The sequence below is a fragment of the Mesorhizobium ventifaucium genome, assembly GCF_935822925.1.
Classification (GTDB): Bacteria; Pseudomonadota; Alphaproteobacteria; order Rhizobiales; family Rhizobiaceae; genus Mesorhizobium; species Mesorhizobium ventifaucium.
Genome location: NZ_CAKXZS010000029.1, coordinates 17,400 through 38,384, shown reverse-complemented (window position 1 = coordinate 38,384; position 20,985 = coordinate 17,400). Strand labels below are relative to the sequence as shown.

General features: G+C 62.7%; 24 protein-coding genes. 10 read left to right on the top strand and 14 right to left on the bottom strand.

All coding sequences use genetic code 11. From position 1 onward, the window contains the following. Nucleotides 1-113 precede the first annotated feature (113 nt). Both NMG70_RS23925 and NMG70_RS23920 read left to right on the top strand, forming a co-directional pair. Nucleotides 114-275, top strand: coding sequence for a hypothetical protein (locus NMG70_RS23925; protein ID WP_254026807.1), 162 nt, complete (start codon nt 114-116; stop codon nt 273-275). 199 nt (nt 276-474) lie between these two features. Continuing rightward, nucleotides 475-642 carry a hypothetical protein gene (locus NMG70_RS23920; RefSeq protein ID WP_254026806.1) on the top strand — a complete coding sequence of 56 codons (168 nt, stop codon included), beginning with the start codon at nt 475-477 and terminating at the stop codon, nt 640-642. 39 nt (nt 643-681) lie between these two features. Here NMG70_RS23920 and NMG70_RS23915 read toward each other — a convergent pair whose 3' ends face one another. Next, the gene (locus NMG70_RS23915; protein WP_254026805.1) at nt 682-1,368 is read right to left on the bottom strand and encodes a response regulator transcription factor; all 687 of its coding nucleotides are present in this window, start codon (nt 1,366-1,368) and stop codon (nt 682-684) included. Between the two features lie 46 nt (nt 1,369-1,414). Here NMG70_RS23915 and NMG70_RS23910 point away from each other — a divergent pair, with 46 nt between their 5' ends. Further along, entirely contained in the window at nt 1,415-2,194 is a 780-nt protein-coding gene (locus NMG70_RS23910; RefSeq protein WP_254026833.1) for a response regulator, read from the top strand. 56 nt (nt 2,195-2,250) lie between these two features. Then, entirely contained in the window at nt 2,251-4,338 is a 2,088-nt protein-coding gene (locus tag NMG70_RS23905; protein WP_254026804.1) for a PAS domain S-box protein, read from the top strand. A 134-nt stretch (nt 4,339-4,472) separates the two neighbouring features. Here NMG70_RS23905 and NMG70_RS23900 read toward each other — a convergent pair whose 3' ends face one another. The 6 genes from NMG70_RS23900 to NMG70_RS23875 all read right to left on the bottom strand — a co-directional run bounded on the left by NMG70_RS23900 (nt 4,473) and on the right by NMG70_RS23875 (nt 9,775). After that, nucleotides 4,473-4,883 (bottom strand): hypothetical protein, encoded by a 411-nt coding sequence (locus tag NMG70_RS23900; protein WP_254026803.1) that lies wholly within the window; start codon nt 4,881-4,883, stop codon nt 4,473-4,475. A 271-nt stretch (nt 4,884-5,154) separates the two neighbouring features. Continuing rightward, on the bottom strand, nt 5,155-6,441 hold the full coding sequence (locus NMG70_RS23895; protein ID WP_254026802.1) for a flavin monoamine oxidase family protein: 1,287 nt from the start codon (nt 6,439-6,441) through the stop codon (nt 5,155-5,157). A 131-nt stretch (nt 6,442-6,572) separates the two neighbouring features. Next, nucleotides 6,573-7,631: a dipeptidase gene (locus tag NMG70_RS23890; RefSeq protein ID WP_254026801.1), complete on the bottom strand. Its 1,059-nt coding sequence runs from the start codon at nt 7,629-7,631 to the stop codon at nt 6,573-6,575. A 274-nt stretch (nt 7,632-7,905) separates the two neighbouring features. Beyond that, entirely contained in the window at nt 7,906-8,205 is a 300-nt protein-coding gene (locus NMG70_RS23885) for a GNAT family N-acetyltransferase (RefSeq protein WP_077373222.1), read from the bottom strand. A gap of 3 nt (nt 8,206-8,208) precedes the next feature. Beyond that, nucleotides 8,209-8,832: an alpha/beta hydrolase gene (locus tag NMG70_RS23880; protein WP_254026800.1), complete on the bottom strand. Its 624-nt coding sequence runs from the start codon at nt 8,830-8,832 to the stop codon at nt 8,209-8,211. A 10-nt stretch (nt 8,833-8,842) separates the two neighbouring features. Beyond that, nucleotides 8,843-9,775 (bottom strand): VOC family protein, encoded by a 933-nt coding sequence (locus NMG70_RS23875; protein ID WP_254026799.1) that lies wholly within the window; start codon nt 9,773-9,775, stop codon nt 8,843-8,845. 230 nt (nt 9,776-10,005) lie between these two features. Here NMG70_RS23875 and NMG70_RS23870 point away from each other — a divergent pair, with 230 nt between their 5' ends. Beyond that, complete coding sequence (locus tag NMG70_RS23870) at nt 10,006-11,586, top strand: alkaline phosphatase family protein (protein ID WP_254026798.1); 1,581 nt, start codon at nt 10,006-10,008, stop codon at nt 11,584-11,586. A gap of 50 nt (nt 11,587-11,636) precedes the next feature. On the opposite strand, the gene NMG70_RS23865 is transcribed toward NMG70_RS23870, so the two are convergent. Continuing rightward, nucleotides 11,637-13,115 carry a PRC-barrel domain-containing protein gene (locus NMG70_RS23865; RefSeq protein ID WP_254026797.1) on the bottom strand — a complete coding sequence of 493 codons (1,479 nt, stop codon included), beginning with the start codon at nt 13,113-13,115 and terminating at the stop codon, nt 11,637-11,639. 284 nt (nt 13,116-13,399) lie between these two features. On the opposite strand from NMG70_RS23865, the gene NMG70_RS23860 reads away from it, so the two are divergent. Continuing rightward, nucleotides 13,400-14,320 carry a diacylglycerol/lipid kinase family protein gene (locus tag NMG70_RS23860; protein WP_254026796.1) on the top strand — a complete coding sequence of 307 codons (921 nt, stop codon included), beginning with the start codon at nt 13,400-13,402 and terminating at the stop codon, nt 14,318-14,320. A gap of 29 nt (nt 14,321-14,349) precedes the next feature. Here the strand turns inward: NMG70_RS23860 and NMG70_RS23855 are convergent, their stop codons facing one another. Further along, nucleotides 14,350-14,550 (bottom strand): hypothetical protein, encoded by a 201-nt coding sequence (locus tag NMG70_RS23855; protein WP_254026795.1) that lies wholly within the window; start codon nt 14,548-14,550, stop codon nt 14,350-14,352. Nucleotides 14,551-14,692: 142 nt separating this feature from the next. Between NMG70_RS23855 and NMG70_RS23850 the strand changes: the two genes are divergently transcribed. Then, nucleotides 14,693-16,207 (top strand): sensor histidine kinase, encoded by a 1,515-nt coding sequence (locus tag NMG70_RS23850; RefSeq protein WP_254026794.1) that lies wholly within the window; start codon nt 14,693-14,695, stop codon nt 16,205-16,207. Between the two features lie 93 nt (nt 16,208-16,300). Here NMG70_RS23850 and NMG70_RS23845 read toward each other — a convergent pair whose 3' ends face one another. The 3 genes from NMG70_RS23845 to NMG70_RS23835 all read right to left on the bottom strand — a co-directional run bounded on the left by NMG70_RS23845 (nt 16,301) and on the right by NMG70_RS23835 (nt 17,991). Then, complete coding sequence (locus NMG70_RS23845; protein WP_254026793.1) at nt 16,301-16,765, bottom strand: hypothetical protein; 465 nt, start codon at nt 16,763-16,765, stop codon at nt 16,301-16,303. Nucleotides 16,766-16,776: 11 nt separating this feature from the next. Then, nucleotides 16,777-17,103, bottom strand: a complete 327-nt coding sequence (locus NMG70_RS23840; protein ID WP_254026792.1) for an ElaB/YgaM/YqjD family protein — start codon at nt 17,101-17,103, stop codon at nt 16,777-16,779. A gap of 126 nt (nt 17,104-17,229) precedes the next feature. Beyond that, on the bottom strand, nt 17,230-17,991 hold the full coding sequence (locus NMG70_RS23835) for a Crp/Fnr family transcriptional regulator (protein WP_254026791.1): 762 nt from the start codon (nt 17,989-17,991) through the stop codon (nt 17,230-17,232). A gap of 264 nt (nt 17,992-18,255) precedes the next feature. Between NMG70_RS23835 and NMG70_RS23830 the strand changes: the two genes are divergently transcribed. Further along, complete coding sequence (locus tag NMG70_RS23830) at nt 18,256-18,576, top strand: response regulator (protein WP_436798450.1); 321 nt, start codon at nt 18,256-18,258, stop codon at nt 18,574-18,576. A 53-nt stretch (nt 18,577-18,629) separates the two neighbouring features. Here the strand turns inward: NMG70_RS23830 and NMG70_RS23825 are convergent, their stop codons facing one another. Next, entirely contained in the window at nt 18,630-19,181 is a 552-nt protein-coding gene (locus tag NMG70_RS23825) for an RNA polymerase sigma factor (protein ID WP_254026789.1), read from the bottom strand. A gap of 2 nt (nt 19,182-19,183) precedes the next feature. Beyond that, nucleotides 19,184-19,381, bottom strand: coding sequence for a NepR family anti-sigma factor (locus NMG70_RS23820; RefSeq protein ID WP_254026788.1), 198 nt, complete (start codon nt 19,379-19,381; stop codon nt 19,184-19,186). Between the two features lie 240 nt (nt 19,382-19,621). Here NMG70_RS23820 and NMG70_RS23815 point away from each other — a divergent pair, with 240 nt between their 5' ends. Both NMG70_RS23815 and NMG70_RS23810 read left to right on the top strand, forming a co-directional pair. Beyond that, a complete protein-coding gene (locus NMG70_RS23815; protein WP_254026787.1) occupies nt 19,622-20,416 on the top strand; it encodes a response regulator in 795 nt (264 codons plus the stop codon). Nucleotides 20,417-20,644: 228 nt separating this feature from the next. Then, nucleotides 20,645-20,812, top strand: a complete 168-nt coding sequence (locus tag NMG70_RS23810; RefSeq protein ID WP_023797107.1) for a DUF1328 domain-containing protein — start codon at nt 20,645-20,647, stop codon at nt 20,810-20,812. The last annotated feature ends 173 nt before the right edge of the window (nt 20,813-20,985 follow it).

The window sequence follows — 20,985 nt, the reverse complement described above, 5'->3', positions numbered from 1 at the left end:
GACTTGGCTCGAAACCAATCGGCAACAAAGCGCGGACTCGAGCGGCATGATCTGGATACAGGCCACCCGCAAAGTTGACCCAACGAAAACAGCCGGCACAAACGAAGATGACCATGCAGTCGAACGCGATCTCCTGGCTATTCAGGATAAGCGTAGCCGCAGCGTTGATTGGCGGCGTCGGCACCTTCGCCGGCAGCCAGACGACGAAGCTTGCGGGGATGACTCTAGGCGAAGTTTCGACGCTGCATGCCGCACTGTTTTTCGCCACGGTCTAGATCGTGTCCAGCCTGCGCATAACCGGCTCAAGGCCCTCTGGCGGGTCGGTTTTGGGCTGAAGAAGATGCGCGGCACCTCCGGCAACTTGCAGCCGAGAGGACCGAAGTGCCCGCGCCGCAACGGGGGGCTCCGCTGGCGGCGCGGGCACTTCGGGGGTTTCCCTGAAGCGAACCTAAACCAAATATGGGGACGAAAACGATGAACACGAAATTTGCAGCTTCGGTGCTTTCCGCACTCCTCTACGCACAGGGCCTGCTCGGCTTTGCCGGCCTCGCCACCGTGCTTCTTAGGGATCGTGCTCATGCGAGCGAACTCGTCACGGCCAGCGAAATGCCGTCAGGTCCATCGCTTCTTGTCGTGCGCTGAGCGCCTGGGCCTGTGGACAATACGGTGAGGGGCTCGGCCTCAGTCGGCGAACTGCGTCGGCGGATCGAACCGGTAGCCGGCACCCCTTATCGTGGTGATGGTTTCGGTGTCGAGCTTGCGGCGCAGTCGCACGATGCGCGAATCGATCGAGCGATCGAAGGCATCGGCATTTTCGGCGGGCGCGGCGGCAATGATGTCGTCGCGCGTCAAGACCTTGCGCGGACTGGCCAGGAACAATCTGAGCAGCGCCACCTGACCCGGCGACAATTGTTCTTCCGTGCCGGAGCGATGCATGACCATGGCCGACCGGAGGTCGACCGTCGCGTTCTCCAGCACGACCAATTCCCCGGCGTTCCTGCCGCGCCGTGCCAGCAAGCCGCCGATACGGGCGGCGAGTTCCCTGACATTGAGCGGACTCTCGACGACGTCGGCGGCGCCGAGTTCGAGCGCCAGCACCTTGTCGACGAGATCGGCTGGCCGGCAGATCAGGATGAAATCTGGCCCGCCCTCGCCGCCATGGCGCTTGAGCAGATCACGCCCTTCCGCCTGGCTGAGGCTATCGCCGACGACGACGACATCGATGCCGTTTCCGGAAAGCAAGGATTCGGCCTCCCACGGCTGCCGCACCGTGCGCACGTCATGACCGCGCCGTTCGAGATGGTCGGCGAGATCGCTTGCGACCACTTCGGCGACAGAAACAAGCGCGATGATGGATCGTGCGGCCATTTTTTTCCACCCTGCAACCGGCAACCCAAGATGAGTGCTGGACATGATGTTTATACCCAATCTACTTTCCTCTGAAAGTGGGAGCGAGAGCATCGTGCGGGCACGAATTGTCGTTGTCGAGGACGAGCCGGATCTGAGGGACGCGGTCGCCGAGTATCTCGGCGCCAGCGGCTACGAAGTCGCTACGGCCGAGAGTGCCAGCGCTGCGCGAACCTTGCTGGAAACGCAGTCGTTTCACCTGGCCATCCTCGACATCGCCATGCCGGGCGAGGACGGCCTGTCGCTTGGCCGCTGGATGCGCTCGAAAATGCCGATCGGCATCATCTATGCCACTGCCGCCGGCACCGCGCTCGACCGCATCGTTGGGCTGGAACTCGGCGCCGACGACTACATCGTCAAGCCTTACGAATTGCGCGAGGTGCTGGCGAGGGTCCGCAGCGTGCTGCGCCGCGTGCCGCAGCCGGTCGAGCCGCAGGTCGCCAAGGCCGAAACAACTGCCAACCGCCGTTTCATGAACTTCGGCCCTTTCCATGCCGATCTTGACGGCCGGTTCGTCACCGGCGCCAATGGGACGGTCATCGACATGGCCAAGAGCGAGTTCGACGTGCTGGAGGTCTTCCTGACGCGTGCCAACCGCTTGCTGACGCGTGCGGCGATCTCCGAGGCGATCGGCTTCGTGGAAGATCCTGACTCCTCACGTGCGGTCGATATCCGCATCATGCGGCTGAGAAAGAAGATCGAGGCGGACCCGGCCAATCCGAAGTTCCTGCGCACGGTCCGCGGCGAAGGCTATATCTTCTCGCTGCCGACCGGCGAAGGCAACTGAGCGGCGCGACCACTGGTAACCACTCTCGGTGGCGACCACTGAAATGACGGCTGACCATGACGGCTGAAGCAGCACGCAGCGATACGCACGGCGTCAGGCAGGGCGCGGCGATGGCCGCTGTTCACGTCGTGCGCCGGCTTCGCGAAGCTGGCGACTGGCAGCGCGAGATGGGCAGCATCCTTGAAACGCTCTGCGCGGCCATGGATTGCCAGCGCGGCATTCTGTTTCGGCTACGTGAGCTGCCCGGCCAGGGCTTTGCCCAGTCGGTGGCGGCCTATTGGATCGATCCCCGATTCGGTGGCGAACTGGCATCGCCCACGGTGATTTTGCAGTCGGTTGTCAATTCGGACCCACTGCTGGAACGGTTGGCGGAGGACGAGCGGCAAGGCAAGATCTTCGCGGGACACACGCGCGACCTCGAAGGCTTTCTGAGAACCGACTTCGAAAAGCAGCACATCAAGTCGTTCCTGTCGGTGTCGGTCTTTGCGCATGGCCATTTGTGGGGCACGCTCGCAGTCAACGACTGCGTGAACGAGCGCGAATGGACCGACGAGGAAGAGGCAACGCTGCACATCGTGGCACTGGCCATCGGCGACGCCATCGAACGATCGCTTTCCGATGCCCACGCCAGCGAAGTCATCCGCCGCACCATGCTGCAAGCCTCGCTCGACGCCATCATCGTCATCGACGAGACCGGTTCGATCATCGAATTCAATCCCGCCGCCGAAAAGATGTTCGGCTATCAGCGCAGCGACATCCTCGGCAAGGACCTGCTCGACACCGTCGTTCCGGACTATTATCGCAAGGGCTATGTGTCGGGCGCCGAATACATGTCGGGCCGCGGCGCGCCGATGGTCGGCCAGCGGATCGAGACCGTCACCCAGAACGCGGCCGGCGAGGTCTTTCCGATCGAACTGACGGCGACCGAGATGCGGGTCGCCGACCGCCGCCTGATCTTCGGCTCGATCCGCGACCTGCGCGACAAATTGCGCGCCGAGGAGGAGATCGGCCGCCAGCGTGAAAAGCTGCACCAGAACGAGAAGATGGCGGCGATGGGCTCGCTGCTTGCCGGCGTGTCACACGAGCTCAATAACCCGCTTGCCGTGGTCGTCGCCCAATCGACTTTGTTGCACGAGTTCGCTTCAGACCCGCAGACCAAGGTGCGCGCCGAAAAGGTGCGCGCCGCCGCAGAGCGCTGCGGCCGCATCGTCAAGAGCTTCCTCTCCATGGTTCGCCTGCATCCGGCGTCTCAGGCCGAGACCGACCTCAACCAGGTGGTCCGTGCGGCACTCGAAGTGACCGCCTACGGCGCTAGGTCGACCGGCATCATTATCGATACCGATTTCGCCAGCGGTCCGCTGCTGGCCATGGCCGACGCCGACCATGTGACGCAAGTGGCCGCCAATTTCCTCATCAACAGCCAGCACGCGCTGGCCGGCATCGGCGGCGACCGGCTGATCAAGGTTCGCACGTTTCGCAGCGATCGCGGCAATCCCTGTTTCTCGGTCGAGGATAACGGGCCGGGCGTGCCGGAAGCGATACGCTCTCGCATCTTCGAATCGTATTTCACCACCAAGCCGGTCGGCGTCGGCACCGGCATCGGCCTGTCGATCTCGAAGTCGATCATCGAACGGCACAATGGCAATGTCTGGTTCGAGGAAGTTCTGCCGAGAGGCGCCCGATTCGTCGTCCAGTTGCCGGCGATCGCCGGCGGCGCGGCCGCCGCCGGCGAAAGCCCGTCGCGCTCGAGCGGTTTGCGTCACGCGCTGATCATCGATGACGAGCCGGATGTCGCCGCCTCGCTGTCCGACATTCTGGAGTTGATGGGCATCAAGTCGCGGATCGTGCCGGCCTGGGCGTCGGCCGCCGTGACCTTGTCCGGCCATATGCCGCCAGACATCGTCTTTTCCGATCTGCGCATGCCCGGCACCAGCGGCATATCAATCTATCGCGAACTGCTCGCCGAAAAGCCTGATCTGGCGCGGCGCTTCGTTCTGGTCACCGGCGACCTGATCGGCGCGAAGGCCGAAATCGAGGCATTGCCGGCGCCGCAGCGGCCGCAGATCCTGGAAAAGCCGTTCAGCACGCTGGACGTGCGCGGCGTGCTGTCGGCCATCGCCGAGCAGGCCGCATTGGGCAGCTAGACTAGAACTTCGGACTGGTGGAAATCGGTTTTTGAAAAAATCCGATGCTTAAACAAAGGGCCAGGTCCAGAGAAAAAAGACTCCCGACCGATGCGGCGGGAGCCTGCCTGAGCACTGGAGGGTCGCTCGGAGCATCAAAAAACGTTCGGGGTATCGGTCAGCGGCGCGGCATTGGCGATCACGCGGACCGCGCGCGCCTTGTGAATGCCGGATTGCTCGGCAATGACGCGCAGGCAGTCCGCGCTCTCGGCGCCCCAGGCCTGCCCCTTGCAGACAAAATCGATCTCTGGCATCGGCAGGCGCGCGGTCTTGGTCGTGGTCGGCGCGCCTTTGACGATGTTTGCCGGCGGGTTCAGTGAAGCAAAGGCGGGACCAACCGTCGGCGCGAATGCCATGCCGGCGAACGCGGCGGCGCCCAGCACCACGAACAGCGCCATCGGATGGTCGTTGGCGCGCTGGCGCAGCGCCAGCTTCGGCCGCCGATCGTTGCGCTCCGGCGCTTGCAGGCGGCGGTCATTGCAGGCAGTCCGGATTTTCGTATACATCGCGCTTCCCTTCGTCGATCTTCTTTTTCTGTGGAAACGAACATAGTCGCACCTTGTAACGGACGAACGACGCACGCAAACTGGCCGTGTAACAGCTTTGAAACGGGAATTCGGCGGGCACATCCGGTCATGCAGGGGCGAGGGAGTTCGTTGCCGAACTGTTTTCATCCAGTCGCATGTTCACGAGATCAAATCGCGCCGCCGCTCTGGCCCGGCGACGTCCGGTCGCCACCTTGAGACGCCCTCGCCTGCGACCATGAGGCGCTTGTGATTACTGCGGATTAAGTTCCGAGAGGATTTTCTGTGCCGCAATGCGCCCAGCCACGATTGCGCCTTCGACATAGCCCGGAAACGACGGCGACAATTCCGAAGATGCGAAATACACTGGCGGCGCGCCGGCCAGGATGATTTGTTCGGCCTCCGTGGCACTTGTATCGATGATGAGATCGCCGTAGCCACCACCGCTCCAGCGATCATCGGTCCAGTCGCGATAGCTAAAATCGATGAAGTCGTCTGCGCCCGTGCCGAGCGCCTGCTGCAGCCGCGCCGTAACCTCGGCGCGCAACGCGGCATCTCTCAGTTCCCGCCAGCGGAGGGCAAGCGGCCCGCCTACGAAGACGACCAACGCAGGGTGGCCGCAATCCTTGCTGACGTCACAGGCAAAAAGTGCCGGCGGATCGCGCCACATCACCATACCGCTCAAGCCCTTGGCGCGCCAAAAGGCTGTGGCATAGCGCACCTGTATTTTGATCACCGCGCCGCTTTGCCAAACGCCGAGGGCCTTTTGCAAGGCAGCCGGCAGCGGCGGCGCGAAATCCAGCTTCGAAGTCATCATCGGCGGCATCGCGATCAGCGCAATTCGCGCCGTGATCGAGCCCGTCGTCGACGCGAGACGAACGCCTCCCGGTCTGCGCCCGATCGTTCTGACCGGCGCGTTCAATCGCAGGCGGTCGCCGAGATCGCCGGCCAGATCATCCGCCAGAGACTGCATGGTCTCGTGCACGAAATACTGCAGCTCCGAGACCTCATTGGTGATACGGCGGTCATTGTCGATGAGGTGCCAAAGCGGCAGTTTTTCGAGCGCTTGGCACCACAGGCCCTCGATCATCGAGCGGAAAGCCGCCTTGGCCTCGCCGGGATCGTTCTGGGGATCGAGCCATGCGGCGACGGTCAAGCCGGCGATAGCCGGATCACCCGGTGCGATCGCGTTCATGCGGTCGCGGATCGACCTCGATGCGTGGTAGATTCGCTCGGCTTCCTTTGCGCCGGTCAGCGGCTGGGCAACGAACTCGCCCTTAGCATAGGTCTCGACCAACGTCTTGCCGCGCGTTCGCACCAGGGCCATCAGTTCCGGCATGTCCTCGCACAGGAACTGACCGCCGCTGTCGATCCGCTCGCCAAGCCCGTTCCACTTGGACTCGACCCGCCCGCCAACCCGGTGGCGCGCCTCGAACAGCGCAAAATCGATGCCGGCCTTGCTCAATTCATGCGCGGCTGACAGGCCGGTAAAGCCGGCGCCAACGATGGCGACATCGGTTCGTGCGGTCTGGCGCTTCAAGAGGCGGCCTTGAAGTTCTCGAAGCCCGCGATCATCCGCGGCTTGAGCTCCGGAGACAACGGTCCTGTCGAGATCATCACCCCGCCCGATCGACATATTGCAGGTCGCTCGCTGCTCTGCCGGGCGACCCTTTAGCCAATGGATTTTTCCAGCATGCTGATCCAGTTGCGGTAGGCGATTTTCTCGATCAGCGCGCGACCGAATCCGCGCGCGGCGAACGCATCGAGCAGTTTTGGCAGGCCGGTGACGTCACCGATCACAGCCGGGATCATGGCGCCGTCGAAGTCGGACCCGAGTCCGACGCCGTCTTCGCCCAGCGCCCGCAGCAGTGAATCGACATGGCGCACCATGATGTCGAGACTGGTATCGGCATTCATCCTGCCGTCTTCGCGCAAAAACCCGGTGGCGAAATTCAGCCCGACCATGCCGCCCGAGTCGCGGATCGCGCCGAGCTGCCATTCGGTGAGGTTACGCGAATGGCCGCAGATCGCATGGACATTGGAATGGGTCGCGACCAGCGGTGCGTCGCTGATCTCGGCAACGTCGCGAAATCCCTTTTCGTTGAGGTGCGAAAGATCCACTATGATGCGGAGCTGGTTGCAGGCCTTGACCAGCGCCTTGCCGGCATCGGTCAGGCCAAGTCCGGTGTCGGGCGTCGACGGGAAACGGAACGGCACTCCATAACCGAAAGCGTTCGGGCGGCTCCAAACGATGCCGAGCGAGCGCAAGCCTGCGGCATGCAGCACGTCCAGCATGGTCAGTTCGGGGTCGATCGCCTCGACGCCTTCTATATGGAACACCGCTGCGATCGACCCTTGCGCCATCGCGTTTCGCACGTCGCCGGCGCTGCGGCAGACGGTGAGTGCCGACGCTCGTTCCAGCCTGAACAGGATCGAGGCCATGGCGATGGTGGAAGAAAGCGCGTCGGCGCGCGCAATTTCGGGCGGCAAGGGCTCGATATCGCTCGGCGCGGGAGGAACCGCACTGCGCTTGGATTTCTCGACCGGCGGCGGAAAAATCGCGAACATGCCGCCGGCAAAGCCGCCCTTTTTCGCTCGCGGCAGGTCGATGTGGCCACCCGATGTTCCCTCGATGAACAGCTTTTCGACATCCGCGTCTTTCGACTGATGGAGCCTGAGCAGCGTATCGTTGTGGCCGTCGAAGACGGGAACAAGATCGGTTTCGGTCATCAAAGGATCATTTCGGTTCGATTGGTCGGGCGGGCAATACTTAGGCAAGGCAATACCCACTAGGCAAGACGACCCACTGGGCAAGACGACCACTGGGCAAGACTGGCCACTGGGCAAGACTGGCCACTGGGCAAGACTGGCCACTGGGCAAGACTGGCCACTGGGCAAGACTGGCCACTGGGCAAGACTGCAACCTGCGCAAATGAAGCGATGCGCTTGTAGCTGCCCGCCCTCAACGGTCACCGGGCGCCGAGGCCTGGCGCTGGGATCGAAGCTATTGCTTCAGCACGTCGGCCCATTCCTGGTGACGTCGGAACTGGGCGTTGGCGAACGGGCACAGGGGAATGATCTTCTTGCCAGCCGCGCGCGCGTCCTCGACGGCGCGGGTAACGAGCCTAAGCCCCGCGCCCTGGCCGCGAAACGCATCCGGCACTTCGGTGTGGTCGATGATGATCTGGTGCTCGCCGATCTTGGTGAACGTCATCTCCGCCTCGGCGCCATCAGGCCCGCGCAACAGATAACGGCCCTTGGAACCGCGATCCTCCAGTTCGATCTCCGGCAATTGGTCAGGCATTGCTTACGCTCCTTCTGCCGGCGTAGCGGACAGGAACCGCTGCGCCGCCTCGATCTCGTTCGACTGCACCTCATGGCCGCCGTCGTGCCACTCCACTGTGACATCGGCGCCATCGGCGCGCAAATAGGCTTCGAGCCGAGCGGTCAGGTTCGGCGGGCAGATCGGATCGCGTTTGCCTGCCGTGACCAGGATGCGGCGGCCGGCCAGGCTGCCCTTCACCTCCGGCTCGAATGGAATCAGCGGATGCATCAGAACCGCCGCATCGAACAAAGAGGGCGCCGCGAACATCGCCGAGGCCAGGATGTTGGCGCCGTTGGAATAGCCGAGGCCAAGCACCGACGAGGGCTTTGCCGCCTCGACATGTGCCTTGACGAAGCCAACCATCTTGTCCGTCGCCCGCGCCAGGTCGTCCATGTCGTAGACGCCCTCGCCGGTGCGGCGAAAGAAGCGCGCGGCACCGTATTCCGAGACATCGCCGCGCGGCGAGACGATGGTCGCCTGCGGCGCGAGATCGCGCCCGAACGACAGAAGCTGGCTCTCGTCGGCCCCGGTGCCGTGGAAGACGAAGAGCAGCGATCCATCAGGCGAACCTGGCAGTGTCTTGTAGATGTAGGCGTCCTTGCTCATGGGCTTGTCCTCAGTCTTCCAGCTTTTGCAGATGCTGCTCGAGATAGGGCCGCAGATGCTGGTGCTGCGACGGCAGCTTCAGCGCCTCGCCGAGATGGGCGGTGTCCTCGTCGCGGTCGAAGCCCGGCTCGTTGGTGGCGACTTCGAACAGCACGCCGCCCGGCGTGCGGAAATAGATCGCCCAAAAATAGTCGCGGTCGATCACCGGCGTCACCTGGTAGCCGGTGTCGATCAGCGCCTTGCGCACTTCGAGCTGCTTGGCGCGGTCTTCGACAGCGAAGGCGACGTGGTGGACCGAGCCGGCGCCGAGATCGGCAAAAGCGGCGCCCGGCAGCGATTCGATATCGACGATGTTGGCGCCGTTGCCGTCCTTCACCGCCAGCCTTTTTACAGTGCCGGACGTGTCGACTTCCTCATAGCCCATGAATCTCAGCAGCTCTTCTGTGGCGCCGCCATCCTTCAGCCTGAGCGACACCGAGTGAAAGCCGCGGATCGCCTCGTCGGAGGGAACATCGCCCTTCGCCCACGGCGTACGGATGTCGGCCTTGTTCTCGACCAGCGCAAACCCGTCGCCATCGGGACCGGCGAAGCCAAGGCGCTTCTCGCCGAAGCTCTCTTGGCGCGACAGCCCAGCGACGCCCTCATCGGCAAAACGCTTTTCCCAATAGGCAAGCGTGCCTTCGGGCACCGAATAGACCGTGGTGCCGACCTCGCCGACGCCGTGGCGGCCCTTGCCGATGTTGGGGAACGGAAAATAGGTCATCACCGAACCGGGCGTGCCGAACTCGTCGGCATAATAGAGATGGTAGACATCCGGCGCGTCGAAATTGACGGTTTTCTTGACCCGGCGCAGGCCGAGCTTTTTGGTGAAGAACTCGTTGTTCTGGCGCGCATCCCTGGCCATCGAGGTGACGTGATGCAGTCCCTTGATCTGATCGAGCATTTTCCTGCTCCTTCCCTTGTCCTGTGCGGCCCATGCCGCGGTCCACGTCAATATGAGGAGCCGCCAGCCTGCGGCAAAGGCCCCAAACACAGATGGACTGTGCTCTATAAGTGAACAATGACACGCCATTTGTTCACCATTTAGCGAATACCTGAGGCTTGTTTCGCCACAAAAATTCGGCTCCATGAGCGGCGGGTATTCGCGGCAGGTTTTCAATGAAGGAGACAGCATTGGTCAGAAAAGACAGACGCCCGAATGTTCTCCTGATCACCTGCGACCAGTGGCGCGGCGACTGCCTGTCGGCGGCAAGCCACAAGGTGGTGCGAACGCCGAATGCCGACGCGCTCGCCGCCGAGGGTGTGCTGTTTCGACAGCACTTTGGCGGGGCGGCGCCCTGCTCGCCGGCACGCGCCTGCCTCTACACCGGCCTTTACCAGATGAACAACCGCGTCTGCCGCAACGGCACGCCGCTCGACGCCCGCCATGGCAACATCGCGCTCTCGGCACGCAGTCTCGGCTATGATCCGACGCTGTTCGGCTATACCGACGTATCGCCCGATCCACGCACGCTGGCGCCAGGCGACCCGCGGCTGAAAAGCTATGAAGGCGTGCTGCCCGGCTTCACCGTGCGCCAACTCCTGCCGGAGCACCAGAAACCCTGGCTGTCATGGCTCAAGGCGCGCGGCATCGATAGCAGCGCCGGTTTTCCCGATATTCATCGCCCAGCGGTCGAAATCGTCGGTGCTACGACGGACGGCGCCGTGACCACCTCACCGCCCGTCTACTCGAAGGACGAGACCCCAGCCGCCTTCCTGACCGGCGAATTCGTCCGCTGGCTTGGCGAACAGGAGCGCGATACACCGTGGTTCGCGCACCTTTCCTTCCTCAGCCCGCATCCGCCATTCATCGTGCCGGAGCCTTACAACAGCATGTATGACCCGGCCGACGGCACAGCCTTCCTCCGCGCCGCGAACTGGCAGGCCGAGGCGCAGAGCCACCCCTACCTCGCCTATGAACTTGACCAGCAGCAGCGGGCAAATTTCCGCCCCGGCGCCGAGGGCAAGGTGCGCGACTGGGGCGATGACAATTTTGCCCAAATCCGCGCGCTCTATTACGGCATGATCTCGGAAGTCGACGCGCAGCTTGGCCGGATCTGGCAGGCGGTCAAGGCGGTCGATGCCTGGGACGACACCATCATCGTGCTGACCTCTGACCATGCCGAGATGATGGGCGACCATTTCATGCTGGGCAAGGGCGGCTTCTTCGACGGCAGTTTTCATATTCCGCTGATCATCCGCGACCCGCGTCGCCGCAAGGCAGCCGGCGCCAGTGTCGACCGCTTCACCGAAGCGGTGGACATAGCGCCGACATTGCTCGATCTGCTTGGCGAGGTATCCCCGCCGCACCTCGACGGACAATCGCTGAAGCCATTCCTGGATGCCGGGGAGCCGGGCAACTGGCGCGAGGCCGCGCATTGGGAGTTCGATTTCCGCTCGGTCGCCGACGGCGATGCCGAACGCCATTTCGGCATCGGTCCGCGCCAGTGCAACCTGGCCGTCATCCGCACGCAACAGTTCAAATATGTGCATTTCGGCAGCGGCCTGCCGCCGCTGCTGTTCGACCTGGAGCAGGATCGAGACGAATTGACCAATGTCGCTGCCGATCCCGCCTATCTGCCGGTCCGGCTGGAGCTTGCCGAAAGGCTGCTTGCCTGGCGGGCCGAACATCTCGATCAGTCGCTGGCGCTTGCCGAACTGACCGAGGACGGCGTTGTTGGCCACGTCGCAGGCCTGCCATTTTTCCAGTCATAAAAAAGGCCCGCGCCTTTGCCGGCACGGGCCTCCTTCGTCGCTGGAGTAAACTACCGCATCATCATGCGCTGGGTGTCGCGGTTTTGCGTATATGTGGCCTTGTCATAGGGGGCCTGCGCCTCGAGCTGCTCCTTGGTGAAGCTCGTGTAGAGATAGCGGTTGCCATCCTTGTCGGTCATGAACTTAAGATTGTCCATGCCGATTGCCACTTCCTTCTCGCCAACGCCGAGGAAACCGCCGACGTCGATGATGACGGCGTCGACCTTCTTGTCGCCCGTCAGCACGACGTCACCAATCTCGCCGAGGTTGACATCATTGGCGCCATAGACGGTGGTTCCAACCAAATCCTCGGAACGGATTTTGTCGACCGGCATTTCAGTCAGCGCCGACTTGTCGATCGCTGCGGTCTGCGTCTGGTCGGGGGTGGCGTCAGGCGTTGCTGCAGCCGGAGCCTCGGCCGTCTTGTCCGTTGGAGCCGGAGCAGCGGGTTCAGGCGTTGCCGCCGGGGCCTGCGCCGTCTTGTCCGCCGGTGCCGGAGCAGCGGGGTCAGGCGTTGTCGCCGGAGCTTCCGCGGTCTTCTCCGCCGGAGCTGGGTCCGGAGTGACGGCAGGGGTGGTGGTCACCGGCGCCGGCGTCGCCGCGTCAGTCGATGCGGTTGTCGCCGGGGCGGGATCATAGGCCTCGCGGTCGAACTCCGGCAGCGCCTCCAGGTCTTCCTTCGTGGTTTCGGCGACCAGCCAGCGATCGCCGTCCCTCTCCGCCCACTTGGCCATGTCGAACTGATAGGCGACATTCTTTTCGCCAACCTCAAGGAAGCCGCCGACGCCGATGATCAGGGACTCGGCCTTGCCATTCTTGGCCAGGACGATGTCGTTCACGTCGCCGATGTTTTGAGCGTCGTCGCCGGTGCCGTTGTAGACGGTTTCGCCGATGATATTGGTGGCAAGGTTGCCGTCGGCACGCTCCACAGGTTCGGCCGGAGCTGCGGCGCTATCGGCTGGAGCCGCCGGCGCGTTCTGCGCGGTCGTATCCGTCGAGGTCGATGGAGCGGGAGCCGTAGCCGTAGTGTCACTGCCTGCAGGAGCCGGGGCCGCAGGAGCCGGATCGTAAGGCCTGCGGTCGAAGTCCGGCTGAGCCGTCAGCTCGTCCTTGGTGGTTTCGGCAATCAGCCAGCGGTCGCCGTTCCGTTCGGCCCATTGCAGCTTGTTGTAGTCGAAAGCGACGTTCTTGGCGCCAACGCCAAGAAAACCGCCGACGCCGATGACGACGGATTTCGCCTGACCGTTTTCATCGAAGACGACATCACTGACTTCACCGATGTTCTCGGCATCGTCGCCTGGGCCGTTATAGACCGATTCACCAATGATATTGGTCACCAGACTGCCGTCGGCGCGGGCAACGGGAGCCGCCGGAGCGGTTTCCTGGACCGCCGGGTCCTGGGTCGGCGCCGGGGTTGTGGCCTCCTGCGCATACGCACCGGTCGCAATCAACGCTGCCAGTGCGGTGGTGGATAAAAGGGTGCGGATCATCGTAGTCCTCCTCGTGCGTTATCTCGCGCCGCGAGCATGGGAGATCGGTCGCGGCGTTACACATTCACAACGTCGTGACCGCGCCGTTGTTCCGACACCATCGCGAGCGGTGTGAAAAAACCACCCGAATCGCGCTCAATCGTGCGTTTAGCCGGGCGAGATTGGCTCCTGTATTTTCGTTAGAGCTGCGGAACTTTTTTTCAACCGCCCCGTTTCGGCCCATGGCTCGGTCTGTTGCGGCCGATGATTATCCAATGGTTGCCAAGATAAATCGGAGCGGGGGAATGCGATTTGCGGCGGTGCTGAACCAGGAGGGCGGCACCCTGCGCACGATTGATCTCTCCACCTTCACCGACCGAATGCGCCAGACATTGGAGGCAGCAGGTCACTGCATCGATATCGAAATCGTTGCCGGCAAGGACATCGTCGCAACGCTGGACCGCATCGCTTCCAGGCACAGTGTCGACATTGGGCTGGCCGGTGGCGGCGACGGCACCATTTCGGCCGCGGCGGCTCGGTTGATGGGCGGCAAGAAAGCACTTGCCATTTTACCTGCTGGCACGATGAACCTGTTTGCACGCGGGCTCGGCGTCCCACAGACCCTTGACGCAGCCGTGAAATCCTTTGCCGACGGCGAGGTGATTGCAGTCGATGTGGCGACCGCCAACGGCCAGCCGTTCGTGCATCAGTTCTCGATCGGCATGCATGCCAGGATGGTTCAGCTTCGCCAGACCATGGAATTTGGCTCGCGGCTGGGAAAGATGCGGGCTTCGGTGAAGGCTGCCTGGGCGGCGATCAACAACCCGTCGGCAATGGAGGTGACGCTGATCATCGGCGAAGCCGAGATCGTGACGCGCACCACCGGAATCGGCATCACCAACAATCTGATCGGCGAGGGTCATCTGCCTTATGCCGACAATCCCGCCGGCGGCGTGCTTGGCATCTACGTCACGGTGGCGCGGCGGCGTGGCGAACTGGTCAGGTTCCTCTTCGACATGGCGCGCGGCAAATGGCGCGATAGTGAGCACGTCGAAATCCATCAGGCCGATCGGGTCGTTTTGAAAGTCCACTCGGCCGCCAGGAAGCTTCGCGCCGTCATGGATGGCGAGCTGGTCAGGCTTGACCGCGAAACCACGATCCAAATCCATCCTGGCGCGCTGAATGTTCTGGTTCCGGCGCGCGCCGTCCAGGCGAAGGCCGCGTGATGCGTCCCGGCATAGTCGATCGGAAGCCTTCAGCCCTTGGGAATCTCGCCCTGTTCGTTCCTGGGGAGTTCGCCCTGTTCGGTTGTCGGCGTCCTGTCTATCATGTTGCCGTAGATCTCCGCGATGCCCCAGGCGATAAACGCCAAAAGCAGTGCAGCGATCAGGATGCGAAAAGTGTGCCACCCCCAGCGTCCTTGGCGGGCTTTGTCTTCAGGAACGATCCTGGGCATGATCGGCCTCCATTTCGGTTGTCGCTGGCATTTCGGTTGGCCCGGCGGGCGCGGCTGGCAAAATGTGGTTGGGTAACGGTTCCTCAAGGCGAAGGTTCCGGTTTCGGAGCCAGGGGGGAGCCGTGTGGATAGCAGGGTAGAGATGAAGCCGAATCTGCCGGTCGATGTCCTTGGCGTGGTAAGGGCGCAGGACAGGCTTGCCGTACTCCACAGTCTCGATGCAATCGACACGGCCGCCGATCCTGACTTCGACCATATCAGCGGTCTTGCCGCCGCGGTGATGCAAGCGCCTATCGCGCTGGTGACGCTGCTCGATGTCGAACGGCAATGGTACAAATCCCATGTCGGCCTGGATGAGACCGAGGCCGCGGCCGACACATCCTTCTGCGCCCATACCATTGCCGCCGGCGACGAGCCGATGGTGGTGACCGATGCGACCAAGGATTCACGCTTCAACGCCAGCCCGCTGGTCACTGGCGAGCATCATGTCCGTTTCTATGCGGGTGCGGCGATTGTGGTGGCCGGCGCCCGCATCGGCACACTCTGCGTGTTCGACCGGAAGCCGCGCGGGTCCCCGTCTGCCGCCCAGCTCGAACAATTGACGGCGCTCGCCAGCCTCGCCGCCAGCCTGTTCGCATTGAAGGACGCCACCCGCAACGGCGCCAGCGCCGCAGCGGCGCTGGCGCGCGAGGAAAAGCGGCGCGGCATTGCGCTCGATGCCGCATCGCTCGCGAGCTGGGCATGGGATATCCATACCGATATGATCGAATGCGATGCCCGGTTATCGGAGCTGTTCGACCTGCCGCGCTCGACCCGGCTGAGGGCGCGCGATATCCTTGCCGCCATCGACCCGCGTGACGTCTACCAGACCGAGACGCGCTTTCGCGACGCACTGAGCGGCGGCGACGATTATTTTGGCGAATACCGCGTCAAGGGCATCAGTCCGCCGCGCTGGCTCGCTACGCGCGGCCGTGTCATCGAGCGCGACGGCGACGGCAAGCCGACGCTGATCTTCGGCGTCAACTACGACGTCACCGAACGCAAGCTCGGAGATGAGCGGCAGCGGCTGTTGCTGCGCGAGCTGAACCATCGCGTCAAGAACACGCTGGCGACCGTGCAGGCGCTGGCGACGCAGACAGTTCGCCATGCCCGCCAGCCGAGGGATTTCCTCGACGCCTTCAGCGCCAGGCTTCAGGCGCTGGGCGCCGCCCACAGCCTGCTGTCCGACCGCGAGTGGCGCGGCATCGGCCTTCGCGAACTCGTGCAAATCGAGGTCAAGCCGTTCGACACCGCCGAACAGCCGCGCATGACGATCTCAGGCGCCGATCTGCTGCTTTCGCCCGACCAGGCAGTCGGGCTCGGCCTGATCCTGCATGAACTGGCCAGCAACGCGCTGCAACACGGAGCGCTGTCGGCAGCTTCGGGCAAGGTCGATCTCGACTGGAAGGCGCAGGGGCGGAAAGGCGCTCGGCGCCTGGTGCTGACCTGGCGCGAAAGCGGCGGGCCTGAAGTTGCCTCGCCCGAACGCCAAGGCTTCGGCTCGATCCTGATCCGCCGCAGCCTGGCCAAGGTCATCTCCAGTGAAGTGACCCACGAATTCCGGCCGGAAGGCGTGTTCGCCGAAATATCGATGCCGCTGGAGGATCTGCCGAAGTGACGGCTCGAGCATTGATCCCAACCGAAGGTCCGCGTCAGGGAAAGTGGAACCCGGATTTCGGATCATTGCCAACAGGAGAAGAGCCGCTTCGAGCTATTTCGCTTCGCCGGCATCCGGATCGTCGACATCGGGCTTTGCGTTCTCGCGGTAGATGGCGTAGGCGGCGAGTGCAATTGCCGGGGCGAGTATGGTGCCGAGGCCGCCTTTCCCCTTGAGTAGCGCCGGCAGCACGGCGAGCGCCGCCGTGATGCCGACCGCCTTCATATCGGCATTGCGCCTCCGCACCCGGCGTCGGGCGCGCGCGCCGGCCGACAGCTGATGGACGAGCAGGAGGAGCCCTGCGATCACCAGAAAGCCGACCCCGAATCCAAGGCAGGCTGCCATCGGCCCGTAGCGACCCGCCACCCAGACGTAGGCCGCTCCGACGAGGAAACCGAGGCCGCACAGTGCTGCAAGTGCTGCGAGCGCATAGACGATTGCAGCCGTGCGCGCGCGACGCAGGGCTGCGAGGGCTTCACCCGAGGCGAGGCCCGAGATCAACGATGCCAGCATCCCCATCTGGGCTGAGACTAGCGGCGAGCGAGAAGCGCAAACAGAAAGCCCACGCCTGCCGCGATTGCCAGCGACGTCACCGGCTTTTCGCGCACGCTCGCCACCACTTGAGCTTCGATATCCTTGGCGTTGCTGCGCACATTTTCAAATGCTGCTTCGCCTTGGGCGCGCAATTGCTCAACCCCTTCCGCAGCAACGCGACGAGCAGCCCCGTAACCATGTTGGCCGGTCTCGGCCAGCTGTTCGGTGAGTTTCTGGATGTCGACTTTCAGTTGCCTGATGTCGTCTTCAAGGTCCGAATTCGGCCGGCTTTCGTTCGGGGACTTTCCTGCGGCAGTCGCCATTGCTTGACTCCTTGCGTTTGCTCGGGTCGAAACGTTCGACCCACCCCAAGGTTCCGAAATCGGAACAACTCCCATGAAAGGGTGTTTAAGCAGCCGAGTCCAGCCCGGCACGTCTCCGGTAGCCGCTCAGATCAGCGGTCGGCGACCTTCGCTCAACCCTTCCCAGCGGGCGAGTTCCTTGAGCCTTTCGTTGTCGACCACCTCGCAGCCGCCGTCGCGCCAGAAGATAAGCTTGCGGTCCATCAGCTTGCGGATTGTCTTGTTGGTGTGGACCAGCGACAGGCCGAGCGTATCGGCGAGGTGCTGCTGTGTGATCGGAATCTGCACGGGCGTCCTGCCGTTCAGCCCGACCACCCTGGCGCGACTGGAGATGAAGGCGATGAGATAGGCAGCACGCTCCAGCGCGGTGCGTCTGCCGACACTGAGCAGGTTCTCGTCCAGCATGCGCTCCTCTCGCGAGGCAATCCAGGTGATGTCGTAGGCGAGGCCCGGATGGCTGCGGTAGAGTTCGGGGAGGGCCTCCCGCTCGAAGAGGCAGAGCAGCATTGGCGACAGCGCTTCTACGGAGTGCTGCATTTCGCCCATCAGACTGCCTTGCAGACCGACGAGATCACCTGGCATGGAATAGTTCAGAATCTGCCGGCGGCCATCCGACAGCAATTTGTAGCGAAAAGCCCAACCCGACAGCACGGTATACAGATGGGCACTGTGGCTTCCCTCAACCAGAACCGTGTCGCCCTTGTCGACGGCCAGTTCGCCCTTCTTGAACCCATTGACGAAGACGAGTTCCTGCTTCTCGAACGCCCGGAACGCCGGCAACGGCCGCAGTGGGCAGTTCTCACATGAATAGCGGCGGGCGGACAAGGAACGGCCGTTCTGGCCAGACATTTCAATCCCTCTTCAAAGCTGGCCCTCTTGTGGAGGGCGCTAGCAAACGCCCTGCAGGCGTCGAGGTTCCGCCATCTGCGGCGGCATGTCTTTTTTAAATGACAGGATGCGAAATAACTTTAAATGACAGGAAGCCAAATAGAGATCATGACTCCTCTATCCCTTGCGCTCCCAGTTCCCTGCGCCCCACGGAGACATTGCCACGTGCCCCGATTGCTGGACGGATTGCGGATTCTTGTTCTGGAGGATGAATTCCTGATCGCCATGGATGTCGAGCAGCTTTGCCGCGACTATGGCGCCGACGATGTGGTCATCGCCCGCGATCTGGCTGAGATCGATCGGCAGAGCGTTGCCTCGCGTTTCGACGCGGCCATCGTCGACCTCATGCTGGGCGGCACTTCGACACTCGATTTCGCTTCGCGGCTGCGCGAATCGGGCGTGCCTTTCGTCTTCGCCTCGGGCTATTCCGACATGGACGAAATCAAGGTGGCGTTTCCGGATGTCAGACTGGTCACCAAGCCCTATTCGGGGGGCGATCTCGTGGAGGCAGTGGCGTCGGCGTGCGGGCGCGGACCTGTTATTTGATGTCCTGAAACCGAAGCCCGACTACAGGGTCCCACATTACCGGTGATCCGTATTCAGGCGGCGTTCGACCCCGTCACCTGAGCCGAAATCGCATCCGGGCCAAACTCGTCATCGCCGGAAATCTTCAGGATTTCCTGCAGCCTCGTGCGGGCGCGGCTGACGCGGCTCTTGATCGTTCCGACCGCACAGCCGCAAATTTCGGCGGCTTCCTCGTAGGAAAAGCCCGACGCGCCGATGAGGATGATGGCTTCGCGCTGGTCTTCGGGCAATTGCTCGAGCGCGCTCCGAAAATCCTTGAGGTCAAGCTGGCCGTGCTGGGCCGGATGGACGGCTAGCCTGGCGGTCATGATGCCGTCGCTATCCTGCACCTCGCGGCCGCGCTTGCGCATCTGCGAATAGAATTCGTTGCGCAGGATGGTGAACAGCCATGCCTTGAGATTGGTGCCCGGCTCGAAGCTTTCATGCTTGTCCCACGCCTTCACCAGCGTTTCCTGCACCAGATCGTCGGCCTTGTCGGCATTTTGCGTCAATGACACGGCAAACGCCCGCAGGCTCGGAATCGAAGCGAGCAGATCCGTCTTGAAGTTCTGGGAGACGGCCGCCATGCTCAGTCCTTTTTCCGTGCAGGTTGGGCCTGTTCCAACTGGCTGAGCAATTGGGCAAAGCGATCCGGCACGTTGTCGGAGACCAGCTCGTCGTAATATTGTTTGAGTTTGCGGCCGATTTCCGAGTTTGGCCCGAGTGGGTCGCCGGAAGCAGCCCGGCGCCTGTTCGTTGCAGCGCCAGCCGTGTTGTCTTTCCTCATGTCGTCATTTCGCCCTTCGTTCCCAGTACCCTGCCGCCCTTCGATATACACGCCGCAAAAAGCAGGCGGCCCCCCTCGTCTGGTTGCCCGTCCCGATCTCAAACGCCTTCCTCCTGTATTAGTTCCAAGCCTCGGAACTTTTTCGGAAAGCCGGCGTTTATGTTTTCAGGGTTTGTTTTCGGGGCTTGTCATCAGCTTGGCCTGCAATCTATGCAATTACGTCAGAGGGAGACGTCCATCATGAGCCTATCCGCAACCATCGCTCCACACCTGCCGTTCCTGCGCCGCTTTTCGCGGGCCGTCTCCGGATCGCAGGAGAGTGGCGACGCGCTGGTCGCTGCGATGCTCGAAGCAATCATCGCCGACATCGACATCTTTCCGAACGCGTCGAACGACCGCATCGCGCTCTACAAGGTCTTCGCCAGGCTGTTCACCTCGGTCGCCATCCGCGTTCCGCAAGAACACCCGCAGTCGGCGTGGGAACAGCGCGCCGCCGCCAATCTGAACGCGATCTCACCCCGTCCCCGCCAGGCTTTCCTGCTGGTCGCCGTCGAAGGTTTCAGCGAAGACGAGGCGGCGGAGATTCTCGACGTCGACGATCAGGAGTTCTCCGAGCTTCTTGCCGAGGCCAGCAACGAGATTTCCCGCCAAGTGGCAACCGATGTGCTGATCATCGAGGACGAGCCGCTGATCGCCATGGACATCGAGCAAATGGTCGAGAGCCTGGGCCATCGCGTTGTCGGAACGGCGCGTACTCATGCCGAGGCGGTGGCGATGTTCGCAAAGACGCGGCCGAAGATGGTGCTGGCCGACATCCAGCTTGCCGACGGCAGCTCGGGCATCGAAGCGGTCAACGAGATCCTGTCGTCCACCCCGGTGCCGGTGATCTTCATCACCGCTTTTCCCGAGCGCCTCCTCACCGGCGAGCGGCCGGAGCCGGCCTTCCTCGTCACCAAGCCGTTCAATCCGGAGATGGTCAAGGCCCTGATCAGCCAGGCACTGTTCTTCGACCGGCATGCGAAAGCCGCTGCATAGGACCGGGCAGCCCAGCGTTGAGCGCTTTCCTCTGATCGCCCGTTTTCCAACAGATGGATAGAACTGGCCGCTTGCGGCGGCGACCGTCACTTGCAACTCCCTGCGCATGACGATCCAAGTCGAGTTAATTCGAGCCGGAAAGCTTTCCAGGGATCGTCTTTTTCGGGAAAGGTTGGAACAAACGGCAGCGAAAGACGTTTTTGCCATACTATTTGAAGGAGATGGACCATGCTTTACTGGGCGCTCGTATTTCTCGTCGTTGCGATCATTGCAGGCGCACTTGGTTTCGGCGGAATCGCCGGCACCTCGGCTGGTATAGCGCAGATATTGTTTTTCATCTTCCTCGCTTTCCTGATCATTTCGCTTATTGCAGGCTTGTTCAAGCGCGCGTCGTGAACTGCGATTTCAAGCGCGCGTCGTGAACTGCGATCGAACACTGGGAGCCGCACCCCTCAAGCGGTTTCCAGCTACCGCCGGGCGGTGTCCTTAGCCGGACGTCGCTCGGCGGACGTCTTTTTGGGAACCCAATTTTCCGTCAGCCGTTTTTCCGTCAGCCGTTCAGCACGGAC